This is a genomic window from Brevibacterium limosum (assembly GCF_011617705.1).
GTDB lineage: Bacteria > Actinomycetota > Actinomycetes > Actinomycetales > Brevibacteriaceae > Brevibacterium > Brevibacterium limosum.
This window is the reverse complement of sequence record NZ_CP050154.1, coordinates 24,466-44,046: the sequence shown is the minus strand read 5'-3', so window position 1 is coordinate 44,046 and position 19,581 is coordinate 24,466. Positions and strand designations below refer to the sequence as shown.

The 19,581-nt window shown below is 65.1% G+C and carries 19 protein-coding genes and 1 pseudogene; 5 read left to right on the top strand and 15 right to left on the bottom strand.

Annotated elements, in window-relative coordinates; all coding sequences use genetic code 11:
- Window positions 1-25 precede the first annotated feature (25 nt).
- From GUY37_RS00190 to GUY37_RS00165, 6 genes are all read right to left on the bottom strand, one after another.
- Complete coding sequence (locus GUY37_RS00190) at window positions 26-1,198, bottom strand: MFS transporter (RefSeq protein ID WP_407645380.1); 1,173 nt, start codon at window positions 1,196-1,198, stop codon at window positions 26-28.
- A 68-nt stretch (window positions 1,199-1,266) separates the two neighbouring features.
- Window positions 1,267-1,956: a hypothetical protein gene (locus GUY37_RS00185; protein WP_166820750.1), complete on the bottom strand. Its 690-nt coding sequence runs from the start codon at window positions 1,954-1,956 to the stop codon at window positions 1,267-1,269.
- Window positions 1,953-3,290 (bottom strand): replicative DNA helicase, encoded by a 1,338-nt coding sequence (gene dnaB, locus GUY37_RS00180; RefSeq protein ID WP_152346212.1) that lies wholly within the window; start codon window positions 3,288-3,290, stop codon window positions 1,953-1,955. Before dnaB ends, GUY37_RS00185 begins: the two co-directional genes overlap by 4 nt.
- A 213-nt stretch (window positions 3,291-3,503) precedes the next feature.
- Window positions 3,504-4,886: an FtsX-like permease family protein gene (locus tag GUY37_RS00175; RefSeq protein ID WP_166820747.1), complete on the bottom strand. Its 1,383-nt coding sequence runs from the start codon at window positions 4,884-4,886 to the stop codon at window positions 3,504-3,506.
- A gap of 11 nt (window positions 4,887-4,897) precedes the next feature.
- A complete protein-coding gene (locus GUY37_RS00170; RefSeq protein ID WP_208094728.1) occupies window positions 4,898-6,316 on the bottom strand; it encodes an FtsX-like permease family protein in 1,419 nt (472 codons plus the stop codon).
- A complete protein-coding gene (locus GUY37_RS00165; RefSeq protein WP_166820744.1) occupies window positions 6,316-7,074 on the bottom strand; it encodes an ABC transporter ATP-binding protein in 759 nt (252 codons plus the stop codon). The genes GUY37_RS00170 and GUY37_RS00165 overlap by 1 nt, the downstream gene beginning before the upstream one ends.
- A 243-nt stretch (window positions 7,075-7,317) precedes the next feature.
- Here GUY37_RS00165 and GUY37_RS00160 point away from each other — a divergent pair.
- Window positions 7,318-7,635, top strand: a pseudogene (locus GUY37_RS00160) (VOC family protein); the annotation flags it as partial.
- Between the two features lie 7 nt (window positions 7,636-7,642).
- Here GUY37_RS00160 and GUY37_RS00155 read toward each other — a convergent pair.
- The 3 genes from GUY37_RS00155 to GUY37_RS00145 form a co-directional block, all read right to left on the bottom strand.
- Window positions 7,643-8,002, bottom strand: a complete 360-nt coding sequence (locus GUY37_RS00155) for a type II toxin-antitoxin system VapC family toxin (RefSeq protein WP_166820742.1) — start codon at window positions 8,000-8,002, stop codon at window positions 7,643-7,645.
- Window positions 7,999-8,196: a type II toxin-antitoxin system VapB family antitoxin gene (locus GUY37_RS00150; protein WP_166820739.1), complete on the bottom strand. Its 198-nt coding sequence runs from the start codon at window positions 8,194-8,196 to the stop codon at window positions 7,999-8,001. Before GUY37_RS00150 ends, GUY37_RS00155 begins: the two co-directional genes overlap by 4 nt.
- A gap of 127 nt (window positions 8,197-8,323) precedes the next feature.
- Entirely contained in the window at window positions 8,324-9,640 is a 1,317-nt protein-coding gene (locus GUY37_RS00145; protein ID WP_166820737.1) for a DUF445 domain-containing protein, read from the bottom strand.
- 384 nt (window positions 9,641-10,024) lie between these two features.
- Between GUY37_RS00145 and GUY37_RS00140 the strand changes: the two genes are divergently transcribed.
- From GUY37_RS00140 to GUY37_RS00125, 4 genes are all read left to right on the top strand, one after another.
- Window positions 10,025-10,819 (top strand): class I SAM-dependent methyltransferase, encoded by a 795-nt coding sequence (locus GUY37_RS00140; RefSeq protein WP_166820734.1) that lies wholly within the window; start codon window positions 10,025-10,027, stop codon window positions 10,817-10,819.
- A gap of 244 nt (window positions 10,820-11,063) precedes the next feature.
- Window positions 11,064-12,242, top strand: a complete 1,179-nt coding sequence (gene argE / locus GUY37_RS00135) for an acetylornithine deacetylase (RefSeq protein WP_228278266.1) — start codon at window positions 11,064-11,066, stop codon at window positions 12,240-12,242.
- 144 nt (window positions 12,243-12,386) lie between these two features.
- The gene (locus GUY37_RS00130) at window positions 12,387-12,605 is read left to right on the top strand and encodes a hypervirulence associated TUDOR domain-containing protein (protein ID WP_166820731.1); all 219 of its coding nucleotides are present in this window, start codon (window positions 12,387-12,389) and stop codon (window positions 12,603-12,605) included.
- Window positions 12,602-13,252 (top strand): DUF488 domain-containing protein, encoded by a 651-nt coding sequence (locus tag GUY37_RS00125; protein ID WP_166820728.1) that lies wholly within the window; start codon window positions 12,602-12,604, stop codon window positions 13,250-13,252. The genes GUY37_RS00130 and GUY37_RS00125 overlap by 4 nt, the downstream gene beginning before the upstream one ends.
- A gap of 340 nt (window positions 13,253-13,592) precedes the next feature.
- Here GUY37_RS00125 and rplI read toward each other — a convergent pair whose 3' ends face one another.
- From rplI to GUY37_RS00095, 6 genes are all read right to left on the bottom strand, one after another.
- Window positions 13,593-14,051, bottom strand: coding sequence for a 50S ribosomal protein L9 (gene rplI / locus GUY37_RS00120; RefSeq protein WP_166820725.1), 459 nt, complete (start codon window positions 14,049-14,051; stop codon window positions 13,593-13,595).
- 16 nt (window positions 14,052-14,067) lie between these two features.
- Window positions 14,068-14,307 carry a 30S ribosomal protein S18 gene (gene rpsR, locus GUY37_RS00115; RefSeq protein ID WP_025779604.1) on the bottom strand — a complete coding sequence of 80 codons (240 nt, stop codon included), beginning with the start codon at window positions 14,305-14,307 and terminating at the stop codon, window positions 14,068-14,070.
- Between the two features lie 46 nt (window positions 14,308-14,353).
- On the bottom strand, window positions 14,354-14,980 hold the full coding sequence (locus GUY37_RS00110) for a single-stranded DNA-binding protein (protein WP_152346201.1): 627 nt from the start codon (window positions 14,978-14,980) through the stop codon (window positions 14,354-14,356).
- A 34-nt stretch (window positions 14,981-15,014) separates the two neighbouring features.
- A complete protein-coding gene (gene rpsF, locus GUY37_RS00105; RefSeq protein WP_025779601.1) occupies window positions 15,015-15,305 on the bottom strand; it encodes a 30S ribosomal protein S6 in 291 nt (96 codons plus the stop codon).
- 109 nt (window positions 15,306-15,414) lie between these two features.
- Complete coding sequence (locus GUY37_RS00100; protein WP_208094727.1) at window positions 15,415-16,809, bottom strand: hypothetical protein; 1,395 nt, start codon at window positions 16,807-16,809, stop codon at window positions 15,415-15,417.
- A 16-nt stretch (window positions 16,810-16,825) separates the two neighbouring features.
- Window positions 16,826-19,180, bottom strand: a complete 2,355-nt coding sequence (locus GUY37_RS00095) for a transglycosylase domain-containing protein (protein ID WP_166820720.1) — start codon at window positions 19,178-19,180, stop codon at window positions 16,826-16,828.
- Window positions 19,181-19,581 lie beyond the last annotated feature (401 nt).

Here is a 19,581-nt window from a genome sequence, read left to right as displayed (position 1 = left end):
GCCCCGGAGCGCGACCGCCCAGATCTCAGCCGGACCGGCGTTCGTAGGCGCGTCGGCTGAGAACGGTGACGACCGTGAGGACGAGCATGACCGCGGCGGTCGAGGCGAAGAGCACAGTCCACTGGGCTGCCGCGCCGATAGCACCACCTGCGGCGGCACCCAGTGCGCTGCCGCCGAAGAGGCACCCGGCGAAGAGCGAGACCACTGTTCCTCTGGCCTCCGGCAGCACCGAGGTCGACCACGTCTGCAGGGAGGAATGCAGAAACGACCAGGTGGCTCCGAGCAGCGCGGCGGCAATGAAGATCGTCGGAATCGAAACGTGGACGGCGACCACTGCGTAGCCGATGACGGTCGTCGACCCGCCGAGAGCCATGAGGCGCGGCATCGTCAGTCGTGCGGACAGGAACCTGATCATGCGGCTGGTGACGATGACCCCGAGACCATAGGCGGCCGTCGCCAGACCTGCTGGTCCGGCGCCGACGCCCTGTGCCTGCAGCGCCGGTGCCATGAGTGTGAGCACACCGAGCACTGCTGCGCCCTCGACGAAGGCCAGGCCCGCGACGAGCAGAACCCAGCGGTGGCTGATGGCCGACCACAGAGTGCGAAGCATCCCGCCTCCGCCGTCGCTGCGGATCTCACGCAGTCCGTTGAGTCCGAAGCAGCAGACGACGGCGAGCACGGCAGGGACCGCGAAGACGATCCGCCAGTCGAGCCAGTCGGCGATGAGCCCCGAGGCCGCCGTGGCCAGGGCGGTGCCGATGGCGATGGCGGCCATGAGATCGGCCAGAGCCGGTTGGCGATGCTTCTCGGCGACCGTGTCGCCGACATAGGTCAGCGAGGTCGGAACGATCGCCCCGTAGAAGGCCCCGGCGAAGGCACGCGCGATGATGAGTGTGATCAGCCCCGGAGCCAGCGCCGAGGCGAGTCCGGCGATCGCTGCGGCGACGAGGGTCAGACGCATGAGACGAACGCGGCCGAACCGGTCGGACAGTACACCCCAGACCGGTTGGCTGAGACCGTACGCGAGGTAATAGAGGCTGGCGACGGCGAGGCTCTGGGTGAGTGAGGCGCCGAGGTCGGTGGCGATGAGGACGAGCAGCGGGCTGACCGCGAACCGGTCGAAGCTCGAGACGAAGGCCGCCGCGGCTATCGACGACGGAGGCTTGGTCGCTGGCGGGTCGGCTGGAGTCTCACTCACAGCCATTCACCCTACGCCCGTTCTTCAGATCGAAACATCATCGAACGACCGCGCGGGGACGATCCGGCTCAGCGGACCCTGCGCGGTGAGGGCGAGCGCGTCCATCGCAGCAGAACGACGACTCCGCAGATGAAGAACACGATCCCCGAGGTGACCAGCCCGGTGACGAGGACACCGATGTCTGCCGGTAAGTCGACGTCATCGGCCGGTTCGGTCGGCGCATTCCCCTCCGGGTCGATGAGGACGGAGACCGCATCGCCTTCGTCGAAGTCGTCGAATCCGTCCTTGCCGCGGTAGATCATCGGCTCGGCGACCGGAGTCCCATCCGTGCGTTCGAGAGAGTAGGTGTGCGTGTAGACCTTCCGTCCGCGAGGGTTGTCGGAGTCGTGCTCGACCTTCACGTCGACCTCATGGTCGACGACGACCACTTCGGTGAGTTCGCCCGCCTGGGACAGCGCCACATCTTCGGCGAGCATCACCGTGCCGATGAGCGCAATGGCGACGAACGGACCGGTGTACCAATACGCCCACGCCGTCCCCATGAATCGGCGTATCGCCAGGGTGACGCCGACGAACACCAAGCATCCGAGGATGATGGTCACCAGCAGCACGGACGGGAACAGGCACCCGACGGCGAATACCACGCCGATGCCGATGAGGAAGACGACACCGGTGATGAGAATACTCAGCGGGTTCCGGCTGCCCTGGCTCCAACGGCCGTCCCTCCCGCCCTCGTACATCCCGGCACCGCCCATCACTGCGGCATGTTGACGAACCGGGACTTCGCGCCCTGGAACGCCACGGGGATGTCCATCGTCGGACCGGCACGGTGCTTGGCGACGATAATGTCGGCCTCACCGGCGCGTTCGTGTTCCTTGTCGTACATGTCCTCACGGTGGATGAGGAGGACCATGTCCGCGTCCTGCTCGATCGACCCGGACTCACGCAGGTCGGAGATCATCGGCCGCTTGTCCGTGCGCTGCTCGCTGCCGCGGTTGAGCTGGGACAAAGCGATGACCGGCACCTCGAGTTCCTTGGCCAGCAGCTTGAGCGAACGGGAGAACTCCGAGACCTCCTGCTGTCGGGATTCGACCCGTTTGCCCGAGGACATCAGCTGCAGGTAGTCGACGCAGACCATCTGCAGATTGTGCTGCTGCTTTAGCCGCCGGCATTTCGCGCGGATCTCGGTCAGCGCCATGTTCGGCGAATCGTCGACGAACAGCGGCGCACTGTTGATGCGCGCCTCGGTCGCGGCCAGGGTCGTCCAATCGTGCGGGCTGAGCTCGCCGCGGCGGAGGTTCTGCAGCGGGATCTCCGACTCGGCCGAAAGCAGACGCATGACGAGTTCGTTCTTGCCCATCTCGAGTGAGAAGAACACGGCGGCGGCATCGTTGTGGATCGCGGCCGAGCGGATGATGTCGAGAGCAAGCGTGGACTTGCCGACACCGGGACGGGCGGCGATGACGATCATCGTGCCCGGATGCAGACCGTTGGTGAGGTTGTCGAACTCGGTGAAGCCGGTGGGCACACCCGCGGTCTGACCGTCGGTGTTGCCGTTGCGTTCGATCTCCTGGGCCACCTCGCCGAGGATGTCGGAGAGGATGACGTAATCCTCTGTCGTATGGCGTTCGGTGACCTTGTAGATCTCCGCCTGCGCGGAGTTGACGACGTCATCGGTGTCGCCTTCGGCGTCGTAGCCCATCTGCACGATGCGGGTGCCTGCCTCGACGAGGCGACGCAGCACGGCCTGTTCGCTGACGATCGCGGCGTAGTAGCCGGCGTTGGCAGCGGTCGGGACCGACGAGATGAGCGTGTGGAGGTAGGCGGCACCGCCGATGCGGGCGAGGTCGCCGGTCTTCGTCAGATAGTTCGCCACCGTCACCGAGTCCGCGGGCTCACCGCGGGAGTAGAGGTCGAGGACCGCCTCGTAGATGGTCTCGTGAGCGGGCTTGTAGAAGTCGTCACCATTCATCGTCTCGACGCAGTCGGCGATGGCGTCCTTCGACAGAAGCATCGCACCGAGCACGCTCTGCTCGGCCTCGACGTCCTGCGGCGGGGTCCTCAGACCGTCATAGCCCTGGTCGTTGCTCACTTAAGTTCCTCTTCCTCACAGCCTCGGATCGCCCACCCTCATGTGGTGCGCTCCAACTGTACCCGGAGACCCGTGGAGGGTCCCATCGACCCGACACCTGCCATCGTAGGACGCGGCACTGACATCGCAGTGACCCCGCCGACTCCGTCGCAGCACGTCACCGAGGCGGCCCCCCGTGAATGGGTGAGCCGCCTCGGTGATGGTGGGGGATCCTCAGTCCCGCGCCCGCCCGGCGGTGGCCACCGAGCGCAGGATCGGCTTCGTCAGCTGCAGCCCGGCACGGATGATTCCGATGCCCACGACGATGGTGAGGAGGATCGTGAGGAACGTGACAGGTTCGAACACGAGGGCGGCCCCGGCCAGGGGCAGGACGAGCATGAGCCCGAGCCCTCCGGCCAGCAGCGACACCCAGATCGCCGGTGCCATGACCGCTCGCACGAGCGCCCGATGCATGAGCTGGGGATCGGCGCCGGCGGCATAGAGGTCGGCGAACGTGTCGGCTCGGTCGTGGATGTCGGCGACCTGGTTGATCAGCGCCGAGACGGCGATGAGCACGATCGCGATACCCATGACGAGCAGCACCCCGGTGAACAGGTCATGGAAGAGATGGACCTCGGAGGCGCTCATCGACTGCGGGTCGTCCTCGGCGGCGTCGAGTCCGAGCTGCATGAGCGCCACCCCGGACCCGCACACGGCCGCGGTGAAGGACGCCATCGCCAGACCGGAGACCCGACGCCAGAACCGCTTCGGCTCATCGGAGACCAGACGGGCGGCGATGAGTCGGTCGGCGGTGGCCGCCCGACGTCCGCTGAGGTGGGCGAACCAGCGGACGAGGAGCCCGCCGACGAGGTCGACGACGACGAGGCCGAGGACGAAGAATCCGACCATCGCGGCCAGGACGACTCCCATGCCCAGCCCGCCGGCCTGCGTGAGCGCATACACGATCGGCAGCAGGCAGATCACGAGCACCGTGACGATGACCTTGGCCACGGGGAACTTCCGCTCCATGCTCTTCGTGCGCACCCCCAGCGGGGAGACCGCGACCTTGCGCAGACCGAGCAGCGCCGAACCCGCGCAGACGAGGACCAGGAGGACGACCACGATGACGAGCAGCCAGGCCGGCATGAGCAGATTCTGGTACCCGATGGGTCGGCCCATGAAGTGGATGAGGCTGACCGGCAGCGCGAGCCCCAGATAGCCCACAACGCCGAGGACGATCCCGGCCAGAGCCGGAATCAGCGGTTCGGCCACGGCGAGCGCGGTGATCTGTGAGCGCCTGGCCCCGAGCAGCGACATCGTCGATAGCCGTTCGTCCTGCCTGCGGGCCGACAGGGTCGCCGAGGCCGAGGCCAGCGTGGAGGCGGGGATGATCAGCAGCGCCGTGGCCAGTCCGGCCAGGGTCTTGTACATGATGTCGAGCCCCTGGTCCGCGGGATTGGAGCTCGGCGGAATCTGGAAGAACATCCAGGCTCCGGCCGCCACGGTGAGGAACAGCGTGGCGCAGGCGAAGAACGCCGCGGCCACGAGCACGGAGCTCGCCGAGGTCAGCGATCTCCGTCCGAGGACGAGGGGAACTGCTGCGAAGGATGTGGACATCGTGTCTCCTCTCAAGCCACCGCCGCCACGGCGTTCGCCCGGTTCTCGGGGGCCGCCTCGGCGAGGGTGCAGTTCTCGGGGTCGATCTCGGTGACCCGGCGGACGAGCGGGCGGGTGGCCTGCAGTCCCAGCCACACCATCGCCACCCCGGCCATGAGGACGGCGGTGACGACTCCGATGGTGAACGGATCGCCGAGGTCGCTCACCGAGGCCATGAGCCAGGCGAGGATCCCACCGAGGAACAGGGAGACGACGGTGACGAGGAGGATCGGCGACATCACGGCGTTGACGGTCACCCGGTGCATCATCTGCTGGGTCATTCCCGCGGCGTGGAGCTCGCGGTAGGTCGTGGCGCGGTCGAGGATGTCAGCGGCCTGGTTGATCGTGGCCGAGATGATGACGAGGACGAATGCGATGACCAGGGTGAGGATGAGCCCAATGAAGATGTCGTCGCCGAGGTGTTGGTACGGGCCCATGACGGCCCGATCCTCGGCGGTGAAGTCCTCCTGGCCGCCGCGCATCATCGACGTTCCCGCCCCGCCGACGACGGCGATGAAGGTGATCATCGCCAGTCCGGCGACCCGACGCCAGTACTGTCCGGGGGCGTCGGCGATCATTCCGGCCGCCATCACCGAGGCGGGACCGCGGGCGATCCGCGCCGAGATGCCGGCGTGGATGCGGATGCACAGGACGCCGAGGACGCTGATGAGCAGGAGCGCGATGCCGATCGTGGCGATGCTGTAGATGATGGTGGCCGTCGTCGACAGCTGCATCTGAGTGGAGACGTAGGTGGCGATGGCCACGAGGAGGACGAGCAGGATGGTCGCGATGACGCGGGCCAAGGGGAACTTCCGTGCCATGGACCGGGTGCGCACGCCCAGCGGGGAGATCGTGATCTTGCGCAGGCCGATGAGCGAGGCGAGCAGGCAGACGGCCAGGAGACCCGCGACGACCGCGGCGAGCAGCCAGACCGGCATCAGCAGGGCCTGGTAGCCCAGCGGTTCGCCGACGAACGTGATGAAGCTGAGCGGCCAGGCGACCAGCAGGTAGCCGCCGATTCCGACGAGGATGCCCAGTGAGGCGGGGATGAAGGGTTCGGCGACGGCGACGAGGCGGATCGTGCTGCGTTTCGCGCCGAGCAGGGACAGCGTCGAGAGACGTTCGTCCTGGCGACGGGCGCTGAGCTTCGCCGAGGCGACTCCGAGGCTGGTCGCGGGAACGACGAGGAAGACCGTGGCGAGGACCGCGAGGAGCTGGTAGAGCCCGGCCACCTCGGCGTACCCGGTGACCTCGGGGCGGTCGGTGAATGCCCAGGCGCCGGCGGCGACGGTCAGGAAGATCGTCGAGCAGGAGAAGAAGGCGATCCCGACGAGCCGCGCCGTTGTCGAGGTCAGGGACTGTTGGGACAGGAGGATGGGAAGGATATTCATCACTGTGCGGCTTCCTGCATCGCCGAGTCGGCGACGATGCGGCCGTCGGCGAGTCTCACGACACGGGAGCAGCGGGCGGCGACGTTCTCGTCATGGGTGACGACGACGAGGGTGGAGCCACGGCCGACAGTGGAGCCCAGCAGCTCGGTGAGGACTTCGGAGGAGGTGCGCGAGTCGAGGGCGCCGGTCGGTTCGTCGGCGAAGGTGACGACCGGCTGGGTGACCTGAGCACGGGCGATCGCCACTCTCTGGGCCTGGCCTCCGGAGAGCTGCCCGATCCGCTTGTTCACATGTTCGCTCAGGCCGAGGCGGTCGAGCCAGGCCCGGGCGTGCGCGGTGGCGTCCGAGCGGTTCATTCCCGCGAGCATGGCGGCGAGCGCGACATTGTCCACGGCCGTGAGCTCGGGCAGGAGCAGTCCCTGTTGGAAGACGAAACCGAAGACTTCGCGTCGCAGAGCGGTGCGACCGGATTCTTTGAGTGAGGTGATCTCGGCGGCGGCGCTGCGGTCGGTCGGCGAGAGGCGGATCCGGCCGCCGTCGGGGCTGATGATCCCGGCCAGGCAGTGTAGGAGGGTGGTCTTACCGGAACCGGACGGTCCCATGATGGCCAGCGATTCGCCGAGGCCGATCGTGAGGTCGACTCCGGCGAGAGCGTAGGTCTGATTGAAGTGCTTCGTGACGTTGCCGGCGGTGATGATGGGGTTCTGGTGAGCAGTGTGCTGTGCAGGCTGTTGTGCGGAGTTCGGTGAAGAAATCATGTCTCCATGTTTTCGTCCAACGGGCCTTGGCACTATGCAGTCAGCCCGTCAGCCGGTGCGGGATTTCCCAACCTCCGTTGACGGAAACCCGAGTACGGGCACCGGGCTTGACAGTCTCCTGACACCATCTGTTCGACCGTGCAGACACACCACTCGTCCCAAGGAGCCACCATGAAGATCAACTGGACTTCCATCTTCGTCAATGATCAGCAGAAGGCCCTGGACTTCTAGACGGACAAACTCGGATTCCTGCCCAAGCACGATATCGACATGGGAGGCCCACGCTGGCTGACGGTCGTCTCACCGGAGGACCCCGAGGGCGTCGAGATCGTCCTCGAACCCAATTCTCATCCCGCGGTGGTTCCATTCACCGAGGCGCTCGTGGCCGATGGGATCCCGATGAATCAGTTCGCCGTCGATGATGTTCAGGCCGAGTACGAGCGGTTGAAGGATCTCGGAGTCACCTTCACTCAGGAGCCCACGACGATGGGGCCGATCACCACGGCCGTCCTCGACGATACGGTCGGCAACCTCATCCAACTCGTCCATCAGGCCGAATGACCGTGCATCAGTATGCCCGTCCGAGTTCTTCGGCCGCCCGACGCAATCGCTTGTCACACGTCCACAAGAGTGCACCGTCGACGAGAATCACCGAACCCAAGAGGTGCGTGTCTACAGCGCTCAGGCCCCGTCCCCACAGCGAATGTGACGAGATCAGCATCATGAGTTCCTCGTGAGTGAGATCGGGGAAGTGGAAGAGATCTTCGAGGCTTGAGAGCACCTCAGTGCGAGAACGGATCGAGCCGAGGGCAAGCTCTTCGATCACCGCCGAGTGGCTGCCGACCTCACCATCTTCCAGCTTGCGAACAAGCGATTCGTCCCGACTGTGCAGGTGGTCGATCCAGACCGAGGTGTCGACGAGAATCATGCCACGTCGTCACGACGTCTTGGCGCAGCTGAACTTCCAGGATCGGTTCCCCCCAGCGCAGCCAGACGCCGAGCACTCTCGAGCCTGACCAGCGTCTTCAGTGCTTCACGGACCAGAGCTGAACGTTCAGTGATTCCGCTGAGCTCGATGGCCTTGGCAACGAGCTCATCATCAACTGTCACCGTTGTCCTCATAGCAACCTCCTAAAGCATCAATTCTATCACCGTATGATGCGGACAATGATGGCGATCAGTCTGAGCCATCGTGAGTGCTGCTGATCAATGGCCGCCCGGACGGTGTTGCATCCGTGCGGACTGCGACTCAGCCGGGCAGGAGCACGATGACGGTGTGGATCGCGAGTCCGACGAGGGCGCCGATGACGGTGCCGTTGATGCGGATGTACTGGAGGTCGCGGCCGACGTAGAGTTCGATGCGCTCGGCGGCTTCCTTCGCGTCCCACCGTTCGATGGTGTCGGAGATGACGCTGGCGATCTCGGGTCCGAAGCTCTCTGCCAGGTCCCCGGCGGTCGTGGCGATCCGGTCGTCGATGCGGCGGGAGAATTCCGAGTCGGTCTGCAGACGCTCGGCGAGTTCGCCGATGAGCTGCCAGATGCGGGCACGGACTTCTCCGCTTTCGTCGATGATCGCCTCGCGCAGCAGCTGCTTGAGCGACGTCCAGATCTCGAGCACGGAGTCGACGACTCCGTCCTGGCTGAGCAGGTCGTCGATGATCTCCTCGGCCCGCTGGGACAGCGATGAATCGGATTCGAGGTCGTCGGAGAGGTCGACGAGCCATGCATCAAGCGCCTGGCGAGCCTTGTGGTATTCGTTGTCGCGGACGTCGGCGACCCAGCCGAGCACTTCGCGCTGCAGCCGGTTCGCGAGCTGGTCATTGACGAAATCGGGCACCCAGGACGGTGCCCGATTGTGGACGATCTCGTCGATGACCTGCGGATTGTCACGCAGCCAGGAGTAGGCCTCGGCGACGATGAGATCAACGAGTTTGTGGTGGGCGCCGTCGAGCACGATCTGGCGCAGCAGCTGCGCCAGCACTGGAGTCTTCCTCGTGGCCACGAGCCGGGGGATGATGACATTCCGGGTCAGCGCCTTGATGGAGTCGTCATCGATGCGCGCGAGCACATATTCGAGGCCCCCCGCGGCACGGTCGACGACGATGTCGCGGTTGCCGGGCTTGGCCAGCCATTGTCCGGCCCGATGGGAGATCTCGGCGGATCGGATCTTCGTGGACACCGCTTCGGCGTGGAGGAAATTCGCGGCGACGAAGGCCGACAGACTCGCACCGAGGGTGTCTTTCTTGCGCGGGATGATCGCGGTGTGCGGGATCGGCAGTCCGAGGGGATGACGGAAGAGCGCGGTGACGGCGAACCAGTCGGCGATCGCGCCGATCATAGCCGCCTCCGAGGCTCGGGAGACGAATCCCCAGACGCCCGTGTTGTCGGTGAAGATATGGGTGGAGAGGAAGATGAGCGTGGCGAGGATGAGCAGCGAGAGCGCGAGTGTGCGCATCTTCTTCAGCCCGCGAGCGCGCTCTTGATCCTCCGGCGTGAGCTCTGCCGGCCCGCCGGTTCCGTTTCCGGCGCCGAAGCGCGGCACGGATGGTGTCTTCTCGATCGACATCGTTACCCCCTGCTCCACGACTTTAGCGAAACCAGCGCCCTCGACCCGCATCCTCAGCCGGGTTCACAGCTGAGAATTCGGCGTGCAGCCCGAGCGCGAGATCAGCGGAACCGCGATCAGGCATCCAACATCGTTGGCATCACACCTACCCGCTAGCGGCGCGGCGCACCGGTCGCGACTTAACGCCCCGGACTTAACGCCCCGGTGCATCGGTTGGTTATGCGGCTGCCCGTAGGAGAAGACCTCCTGCCCCGACGCCGGCAGGGCGGACCCTGAGCCTGTCGAATTCACGGCGTTCCCCGAGCCCGCGTCGATCATCGTGTGACAGGGGATGGTCGCCTGCGGAAGTGCCGCGAGATCCTTCGTGGGCGATAGGCTCGGTGGATGGAGTATTTCGAGAATCGTGAGCGGGCGGAATCCTTCGGCGAGGTGGCCGCGGACTACGACGCCTACCGTCCGAAATACCCTGCCGCGCTCATCTCGACCGTGATGCAGGCCGCCGAGGCGGGGGCCGGCTCTGGCTCTGGCTCAGGCGCCCCGCGCATCCTCGACGTCGGTTCCGGCACCGGTCTCCTCGCTTCCCAGCTGAAGGATGCGGGTGCCGAGGTCCTCGCGGTCGAACCCGACTCAGAGATGGCCGCCATCGCGCGAGCCAAGGACCTCAAAGTGGAAGTCTCGGTGTTCGAGGATTGGGACCCGCAGGGGCGCATCTTCGACCTCGTCTGCTTCGGACAGTCCTTCCATTGGGTCGACCCGATTATTGCTCTGCCGAAAATCCGCTCCGTGCTCAAGGCCGGTGGCAGTCTGGCTCTTGCCTGGAACGACATCGAACCGAGGGGTGAACTGAAGACCCGGCTCGATGCGATCACGGCACGCTTCCACGCCGAGGGATCAGCTGCGAGTCTGGGCACTGCGGGAGCCGAGGACAACTTCGCACATGTCGAACATCCGGCTCTCACACAGCTTCGCGGTGCCGGATTCACCCCGGACGAGGCCACTTTCACCGAAGACCTCCGCTTTTCGAGGCACGATTGGCTCTCGATGGTCTTCACCTACTCGGCTCAGCTGACAATGGACCCGGTGAAGAGGGCGGTCATGCGCGAAGAGATGTCGAAAGTCATCCCGAACAACGGCCTCAAGGCACGAAATGAAGCTCTTCTCGTGCTCGCGCACGCCTGAAGAGCCTCCGTCCGCAGCCGACGCCGAACCGAAGCTGCGACCACCACACCGCTTCGCACCGCACCTGCGCCCACTGACCGGGCCGGTTCCGCGCGGCATGAACCTGACCCGTAGAGTGAGGAGTGTCCGGTCACGCAGGGCTGCACGGGATCACGGCCCTCTGGGGCCCACCACGGCCCCGTCGCCGCAGCCGACGCGAGACGACCACATCGACGCCAACAGCATCCGAGAGTCAGGAGCAGTCGTGCCAGCGACACCCGCCGACGCCACCATCACCGAGATCACGAACCTCATCACCTTCGATACGACGAGCCGGGACACGAACCTGCCGCTCATCGAGCACGTCGAAGCCCGTCTCGCGTCCGTCGGCATCGAATCCCGTCGGATCCCGAACCCGGAGGGCACGAAAGCGAACCTGCTCGCGACCATTCCCGCAGCCGACGGCACCACCACCGGCGGCATCGTCCTCTCCGGGCACACCGATGTCGTCCCCGTCGACGGCCAGGACTGGTCCTCGGACCCGTTCACGCCTGAGATCCGCGACGGAAAGTACTTCGCCCGGGGCAGCGCGGACATGAAGTCCTTCGTCGGTGTCATCCTCTCCCGCCTCGAAGCGCTCAAGGCCGCGAAGCTGCGCGAACCGGTCCACCTCGCCTTCTCCTATGACGAGGAGATCGGCTGCGTGGGTGCCATCTCCCTCGTCGAGGCCATCACCGAGGCGGGACTCGCTCCCCGCGGCTGCGTCGTCGGCGAGCCCTCGAGCATGCGCGTCATCCGCGGCCACAAATCGATGAACGTCTTCCGCGTCGACTTCCACGGCATCGCCGCCCACTCGTCACTCACTCCCGAAGGCGTCAACGCCATCGCCTACGCCTCCGAGTTCGTCGCCTTCGTCCACGCCGTCGCTGCCGAATTCCGCACCGAAGGTCCCTTCGACGACGCCTATGTCGTGCCCTTCACCTCGGTCACCGCGAACACGTTCAACGGCGGCATCGCCATCAACACGATCCCCGCCGAGGCGACCGTGCAGTTCGAATTCCGCTCGCTCGGGGCTGTCGATCGCGAAGGACTCATCGCGCGGTTCCGCGCCGAGGCCGAACGCTTGGGCCGGGCCATGGCCGCCGAGAACGAGACCGCGGGCGTCGACTTCATGATCGAGGCCGAGGCACCTGGCTGCGAGACCCCTGCCGATGCGGACATCGTCTCGCTCGCCGCGAACTGGGGCGGCATCGCCACCGACGACAAGGTCACCTACGGCACCGAGGCGGGACTGTTCTCCGAAGCCGGCATCCCCACCGTCGTCTGCGGCCCCGGGGACATCGCCCAGGCCCACGCACCGGACGAGTTCATCGAACTCGACCAGATCGCAGCCTGTGAGTCCTTCGTCGACGCCCTCATCTCCGATCTCTCGGACCGCTCCTAGGACAGCCTCCGGCGCTTCCGTGCCTCCGGGCTGTTCGGGGCCCGAAAGTGCAGCGGCCTCCCGGATCTGCACCGGGTTCCCCTCCACGGCGGTTCGTGCTTGGATGGAGTCGACAGCGATCATCAGCAGCAAGGAGGGGCACCCATGGGATCCGAATTCTCCGTCGGCGATCACGTGGCGTGGAACTCAGAGGCCGGAGAAGTCTCCGGGACGATCACCAAAGTCCACACCTCGGACTTCGAGTACAAGGGCCACAACCGCCGCGCCTCGGCCGATGAACCGCAGTACGAGATCAAGAGCGACAAGACCGATCACATCGCCGCTCACAAAGGCAGCGCCCTCCACCTCGTCGACGACGAATGACGGAACAGATCAGTTCGTCGACGCGGAAGACGGACACCGCACCGCATGCCTGGATCGACACGGAATCGGAAGACACGAAGAACCTGCCGCACCTGCTGACCGTCGGGCATTCGAATCGGGAACTGAACGAGTTCATCGGACTCCTCACGAACACCGGCACCGAGGTGGTCGTCGATGTCCGCAAACTCCCGGGATCGAACCGGAATCCCCAATTCAACGCGGACACCCTTGAGACCGACCTCGCCGAGGTGGGGATCGAGCTGCGGCGCCTCGAGGGACTGACAGGCCGGCGACCGGTCAGCCGCACGGTGCCGTTCGACGTCAACGCTTGGTGGCAGAACAGAAGCTTCCACAACTACGCCGACCACTGCCTCTCCGAGGAGTTCCGCACGGACCTCGAGACCCTCATCGGCTGGAGCGAAGGCACGCGTTGTGCGCTCATGTGCTCAGAAGCCGTGTGGTGGCGCTGCCATCGCAGGATCATCGCCGATCAGCTGCTCGCCCGGGACCTCCCCGTCGCACACATCCTCGGCGAAGGGCATGTCGATGCGGCAAAGCTGAGCGAAGGAGCCCGCCTCGACACCGAACGAGTCCCCAGTGCCGCCAGCTCGGCGGTCGGCATCCTCACCTACCCAGCCGACAGCTGACTGGTCCGAATCGCCCGGACTCCTGGGCATCCCTCACCGGTACCGGCACACTCCACCGATGGAACGAGAGGAGATGTCGGCCACGAGATGTTTTTAGAGCATCACAACGTCGTGTCGGAAACGCGTAGGGATCCTCCACCGTCCGCTCCAGGCGCCTTCGACGCCAGGCACGATCGGTTGCGCGCCCAGCCCAGCCCCACCCGCGAAAGACGCCGAGGCGGCACCTGGACTCAAGTGCCGCCTCGGCGGTGGTGTGGTGGTGTCGATCAGCGATCCCGAAGGATCGGGGCAGGACCCGAGATCGACTCACCACGTCCGGATCATCCGGACAGGGCCTGGATCAGGCCTTGCCGATGACCTCGAACTTGATCTTCGCGGTGATCTCGTCGCCGATGCGCACAACAGCGTTGTAGCTGCCGGGGGTCTTGACGTGACCGGTCAGCGCGATCTGACGGCGATCGAAGTCGCGTCCGGTCGCGGTCTGCAGGGCCTCGGCCACGAGGGCAGGGGTGACGGCGCCGAAGAGGCGACCGTTCTTGCCGGCCTTCATGTCGATGCGAGCCGTGGTCGACTCGAGTTCGCCCTTGACCTTGATGGCTTCGTCGTGATCGGCGATCTGCTTGGCCCGGCGGGCCTTGCGCAGAGACTCGATGTGCTTCTCAGCGCCGGCGGACCAGGCCGAAGCCCAGCCACGAGGCAGAAGCAGGTTGCGTGCGTATCCGGCACGAACCTCGACGACATCGCCGGCGGCACCGAGGCCGTCGACTTCCTGGTTCAGAATCACTTTGCGGTTAGGCATGTCTGTCTCCCTCCGATCAGCGAGCTGAGCTCGAGTAGGGCAGAAGTGCCATCTCGCGGGCGTTCTTGACAGCCTTTGCGATGACGCGCTGTTCCTGCACGGTCACACCGGTGACGCGACGTGCACGGATCTTGCCGCGGTCGGAAATGAACTTACGGAGCGTAGCGGTGTCCTTGTAGTGGATGTTCGCCGCTTCGCCCTTCTTGAGCGGATTAGCCTTCTTCTTGATAGGCTTCCGGATCTCTGGCTTTGCCATGAGTATCTCCTGTTAACGAATGTCTCGAAATGTCTTCAGACGTGGATCAGAACGGGGGTTCGTCGGCGCCCGGGTTGCCCCAGCCGCCGTTGCCGCTCTGCGGGTTCGATGATGCCCACGGGTCGTTGGCGGGACCGTTGCTGCCCTGGCCGTAGCCCTGGCGCTGACCACCCTGCTGGCCGCCCTGCTGGGGGTTGTTTCCCCATCCGGAGGACTGCTGGTTGCCGAAGCCGCCCTGCTGGCCGCCTCCGCCCTGGCCGCCTCCACCGAAGCCGCCACCGCCGCCGCCGAAGTTTCCTCCGCCGCTGGGGTTGTTCTTCGTCACCTGGGCGGTGGCGCGTCGCAGGCTGGGGCCGACTTCGTCGACATCCAGCTCCATGACCGTGCGCTTCTCGCCTTCCTTGGTTTCGAAGGACCGGGACTTCAGTCGGCCCTGCACGACGACCCGTGTACCGCGCTGCAGAGATTCGGCGACGTTCTCTCCCATTTCACGCCACACCGAGCAGCGGAGGAAGAGAGTCTCCCCGTCCTTGAACTCGTTGGCCTGACGGTCGAAGATACGCGGCGTCGAGGCCACGGTGAAGTTTGCGACTGCCGCACCGTTCGGTGTGAAGCGCAGTTCGGGATCGCTGGTGAGGTTCCCGACGACCGTGATGACTGTTTCGCCTGCCATTGAATCTCCTAGAAGCGAGGTAGCTTAAGATGCCTTACTTGGCGTCCGGGCGGAGGATCTTCGTACGCAGAACGGACTCGTTGAGTCCGAGCTGACGATCGAGTTCCTTGGTCGTTGCAGGCTCGGCGTGGAAATCAACCACGACGTAGTAGCCTTCGGACTTCTTCTGGATCTCGTACGCGAAGCGACGACGTCCCCAGATATCCACGTTGTCGACGGTGCCGTTCTCAGCCGGGACAACCTTGATCAGGTTGTTCACGGTGTCAGCCAGCGTCCGCTCTTCGAGGTCGTTATCAAGAATGAGCATGAGCTCGTACTTACGCATATGTCACCCACCTCCTCTGGTCTTTGCGGCCATGGTCGGTCCATGGCAGGAGGGTATATGCACGCCCGCTCCCGATCCCGTGATCGTCACGAAATGGGAACAGACCTCACTAGTCTAGTCGACCGGTGCGCAGGCTGTCATGTCCGGATTCGTGCTCTTCCTTACGCTTCCCATCGTGATGATCCCCCTCCGCTGCATCGGAACCGTCCGCAGGCGTGCCCCCGGGTTCTTCCCCTCGCCGAGGCGGCCCTGCCGTGACCGTGCCACCGCGGATCCGTCGTCGGTAGAGATTCTCCCCGGCCATGATCACGACGAGGACGAGCGCGAGGAGCCGCAGCAGGGTGAACAGGGCGACGAAGGTGGAGTCGAGTCCCTTGTCCGCTTCGAAGCCGGAGACATCGCCGAGTTGGACGGCGATGGCGAAGACCGCCTCGGCGAGGGTCCAGACGATGAGCACCCACCAGCGGCGGATGGACAGCGCGATGAAGGGCAGCAGCCACAGGCTGTCCCAGGGCATGAATCCCGGTGCCAGCAGCAGACAGCCTCCGATGAGCAGGCAGGCGGCCGCTGCCGGGTCGAGTCCTGTGCGTCGGACCATGTAGAGGCTGATGGCGACGGCGAGGATGACTCCGCCGCTGGCGATGATCCACAGCGGCGCCCAGACGGAGACGTCGCCGAGTTCGGCCATGAGCAGGATCGAGGCGAAGGATCCGCCGTCGACGGCATCGGAATACCAGTGGATGATCCGGTCGATCGCGGTCGGGTCGAGGACGAGCAGCACCGCCGAGGTGATCGTGGCCGCGGCGAGCATCATCCGCGGATTCCGCGGCCTCAGTCCCCGCGCCGGATTCGGCCCGCCCAGAGTCAGGGCCAGGAGGACGAGGAGGGCGAGCGGGTTGATGAACGCTGCGATGCCCAGCAGCACTCCGGCCAGCCAGCCGCGCGGGCGCAGCGGTGGGGGCCCGAAGAAGAGGGCCGTCGCCCACACGGCCAACGCCAAGGCGAGCGGATCGAGAGTCGATCCGAGAGTGAAGAGGATGAGCGGGGAGGCGAAGACCGCGACCAGCCACCCCCTGTGGCGGGCAAGGACGAGGAGTCCCACACCGAGGGCCGCGATCCCTGCGGTGTTGAGCAGGAGCACGACGACCATGAACAGGGAGACGTCGTTCGTGAACAGGTGGAACAGGCCGGCCAGGCGGGCTTCGAGAGGCGCCAGTGCCGCCGCCCCGCCGTGGGCGCGTCCGAGCACCTCGGGGTTGACCTCACCGACGAAGGCCGTGGACAGGGGCCCTGCACACATCCTCGCCGAGGCGGCCGGCTGTTCGTATCCCGAGCTCAGGCATGGGCCCTGCAGAGCCAGGCCGAGGAAGGTGGTGACGCCGAGGACCGCCGCCAGCGCATAGGCCTGGCTACTGCGGAACCGGCGACCGGCAACACCGAGGTGAATGCCGACCGGACCGCCGAGCAGAGGCTCGGCGATCCGGGTGCTGGACTTCGAGGGCATGACTCGAGGTTACCGGTCAGCCACCGACACCAAGAGGTCCATCATCACCATCTGTGCTGCCGCCTCCATCACCACCGGTGATTTCGCCGCCACCGTTCTTGCTGTCGCCACCGCCAGGGGAGTCGCCTCCGCCGCCGGAGTCGCTGCCGTTTCCGTTGTCAGAGCCGTTGCCAGGTCCGTCGCCGCCGGTGTCGCCACCGCCTCCGTCTTCGGACCCGCCGTCCTTACCGTCGGAGTCCCTCGAATCTTCGTCGGAGCCGTCCTTCGAGCCTTCTTCCTTGCCCTTCTCGTCTCCCTCGGAGTCCTTGTCCTTGTCCTCGTCGTCCTTCGGCGTCTCGATCGGAGCCTTGGGCTCTTCCTCGTCATTGCCCCCGTCGCTGCCGTCGTTGCTGCCCGACGGTGCCTTGGGTTCGGGCTTCGGAGCGGCCGGCTCATTCGTATTCTTCGGCTTGGGCTTATCAGGCAGTTCACCGCGGGCCGGGAACTGTTCGACCTTCTCACCCTGGAGAGCCTTCTGCATGTAGTCGGTCCACACCTGGACCGGGAACGATCCACCGGTGACTTCGCCACGTCCGCCGTAGGCACCTATCGACATCTGCTTACCGTCGACCTCACGGTAGAGCACGACCGAGGTCGCGAGATTCGGGGTGTAGCCGGAGAACCAGGCCGCAGTATTGCCCGTCGTCGTACCGGTCTTGCCGGCAGCTGGCCGGCCGAGGTTCTGGGCGTAGCTGCCCGAACCGCCGTTGACCACCTGACTCAGAGCGTACGAGGTCTCGGCACCAACAGCCTTGTCGAAGACGCGCTTGCCCTTGGTCTCGCCCTTGTACACTTCCTTGTCCTCGGCGCCCTTCGTGACCTTCTTGATCGAGTGGGTCTCGTGGTGAACGCCATTGGCTGCGAAGGTCGCATATGCCGAGGCCATATCGAGGGGCTTGACACTCGGGGTACCGAGCACGGTGGACGGATTCGCCGCATCCATGTCTAGTGTGCAGCCGCCGGTGTTGCCTGCCTTCACCTCCTTTTCGGTGCAAGCAGGACCGACTCCCGCTCGAGTGGCAGCGTCGATCGTCTTGTCCGTACCCACCTGCACATTGAGCGCGGCATAGGCGGTGTTGATCGAGGACTGCGTCGCCTTGAGCAGGCTCACCGGTCCGTAGCTCGAGCCGCCGAAGTTGTTCACCAGCCACGGCTTGCCGTTGTTGTCGATCGAGGTCGGGCTGGATCCAGGATACGTGTCAGTCAGCCGCACACCGTTCTCGAGCCCTGCGACGAGCGCGAAGGGCTTGAACGTCGAACCGGCCTGCACATGGCTCTGTGTCGAGGCGTTGAACGCCTGGTCGAGATAGTTCTTGCCGCCGTAGAAGGCTTCGATACCGCCGTCGTCCGGGTCGATCGAGACGAGTCCGGCCTGCATGCCTTCGGGCTGGTCCTGCGGGAGCGTCTTGATGGCCTGCTCGGCGGCCTTCATCCGATCCTTGTCGAAGGTGGTGACGATGTTGTATCCGCCGCGATCGAGCTGTGCTTCGTCGATGTCGAGCTTCTTCAACGCCTCACGGCGGACGAAGTCCCACATGTAGCCCTTCTGACCCGACAGTGAGGACTCCTTGTTCTGCTTCCTCACGTCCGGCAGCTCGACCTTTGCGGCCTGCTCTTCGGTGAGGAAGCCCTCGTCGACCATGTTCTTGACCACATAGTTGAAGCGGTCTTCATAGGCCTCGGGGTTGTCCGAGGGGTCGGCGGCACCGGGGCGCTGGATCATCGCGGCCAGCAGAGCGGACTCGCTGACGTTGAGTTCCGAGGCCGGCTTGTCGAAGTAGTTCTGTGCTGCCACCTCGACGCCGTAGGAGCGACGGCCGAGGTAGATGGTGTTGAGGTAGTTCGCGAGGATCTCGTCCTTCGACTGCTGCTGGTCGATCTTGAGCGAGATGAACATCTCCTTGACCTTGCGATCAAGCGAGTGCTCGTTCGTGAGGTAGAAGTTCTTCACGTACTGCTGGGTGATCGTCGAACCGCCGCCCGCGTATTTGTTCGTGGCCACGCCGACGACGGCTCGGGAGAGACCCTTGATCGAGATGCCGCGGTTCTCGTAGAAGGAGGTGTCCTCTGCGGCGATCGCGGCCTTCTGCATGGGTTCGGAGATCTCATCGATCTCCACGGACTTGCGGTCCTCGACCTTGTACTGACCGATGGGCGTCTTGCCGTCGCTGTAGTAGATCGTCGAGGTCTGACCGGTCGCCTCGAGGTTCGGCTCAGGGATGTCGGTGGCGGCATACCCGACGGCGAAAGCCACGCACAGGGCGATGACGAGGCTGAGCCCGCCGACGACGAGCACGCGGATGCTCGGCAGGAAACGAGTCCATCCGCTCACACCCGCTCTGGGGTAGTTGAGCAGGTTCTTCGTACTCCTGCCGATATTTTTGGCTGTGTGTTGTCCCTTAGCCACCCAAGGTCCTCCAGGTCAGTCAGCCTGCCGCGATGCGTGGCGACGAGGTCCGAAAAAGGTCAAAGACGCCAATCAGTCTCGCACGCCTTCTTTAGTAGAGGGTGAAAAAGTGCTGAGCCTGACACGCTGCAGAGGCACGGGGTTACCGAACAGTTCTGTGAGTAACCTGGAACTCGGCGTCTCACCAGGCATTTTAATTCACGGGCGAAGAATCAACCATGACGGATGCGTGTTTGCTCACATTCAGCTGCCGACCCCACGCAACGCAAGTCCGCGCCCCGTCCAAGCGCGGACCCGCTTTACGGCTCCCACCGACACTCCGCGCC

Bases quoted from the DNA above. Each gene is read 5' to 3' on its own strand.
- GUY37_RS00170 (WP_208094728.1), bottom strand. From the start codon at position 6,316: ATGAATATCCTTCCCATCCTCCTGTCCCAACAGTCCCTGACCTCGACA.
- GUY37_RS00165 (WP_166820744.1), bottom strand. From the start codon at position 7,074: ATGATTTCTTCACCGAACTCCGCACAACAGCCTGCACAGCACACTGCT.
- GUY37_RS00100 (WP_208094727.1), bottom strand. From the start codon at position 16,809: ATGCCCTCGAAGTCCAGCACCCGGATCGCCGAGCCTCTGCTCGGCGGT.
- GUY37_RS00125 (WP_166820728.1), top strand. From the start codon at position 12,602: ATGACGGAACAGATCAGTTCGTCGACGCGGAAGACGGACACCGCACCG.
- GUY37_RS00175 (WP_166820747.1), bottom strand. From the start codon at position 4,886: ATGTCCACATCCTTCGCAGCAGTTCCCCTCGTCCTCGGACGGAGATCG.
- rpsF (WP_025779601.1), bottom strand. From the start codon at position 15,305: ATGCGTAAGTACGAGCTCATGCTCATTCTTGATAACGACCTCGAAGAG.
- GUY37_RS00140 (WP_166820734.1), top strand. From the start codon at position 10,025: ATGGAGTATTTCGAGAATCGTGAGCGGGCGGAATCCTTCGGCGAGGTG.
- GUY37_RS00155 (WP_166820742.1), bottom strand. From the start codon at position 8,002: ATGATTCTCGTCGACACCTCGGTCTGGATCGACCACCTGCACAGTCGG.
- GUY37_RS00110 (WP_152346201.1), bottom strand. From the start codon at position 14,980: ATGGCAGGCGAAACAGTCATCACGGTCGTCGGGAACCTCACCAGCGAT.
- rpsR (WP_025779604.1), bottom strand. From the start codon at position 14,307: ATGGCAAAGCCAGAGATCCGGAAGCCTATCAAGAAGAAGGCTAATCCG.
- rplI (WP_166820725.1), bottom strand. From the start codon at position 14,051: ATGCCTAACCGCAAAGTGATTCTGAACCAGGAAGTCGACGGCCTCGGT.
- GUY37_RS00145 (WP_166820737.1), bottom strand. From the start codon at position 9,640: ATGTCGATCGAGAAGACACCATCCGTGCCGCGCTTCGGCGCCGGAAAC.
- GUY37_RS00130 (WP_166820731.1), top strand. From the start codon at position 12,387: ATGGGATCCGAATTCTCCGTCGGCGATCACGTGGCGTGGAACTCAGAG.
- GUY37_RS00150 (WP_166820739.1), bottom strand. From the start codon at position 8,196: ATGAGGACAACGGTGACAGTTGATGATGAGCTCGTTGCCAAGGCCATC.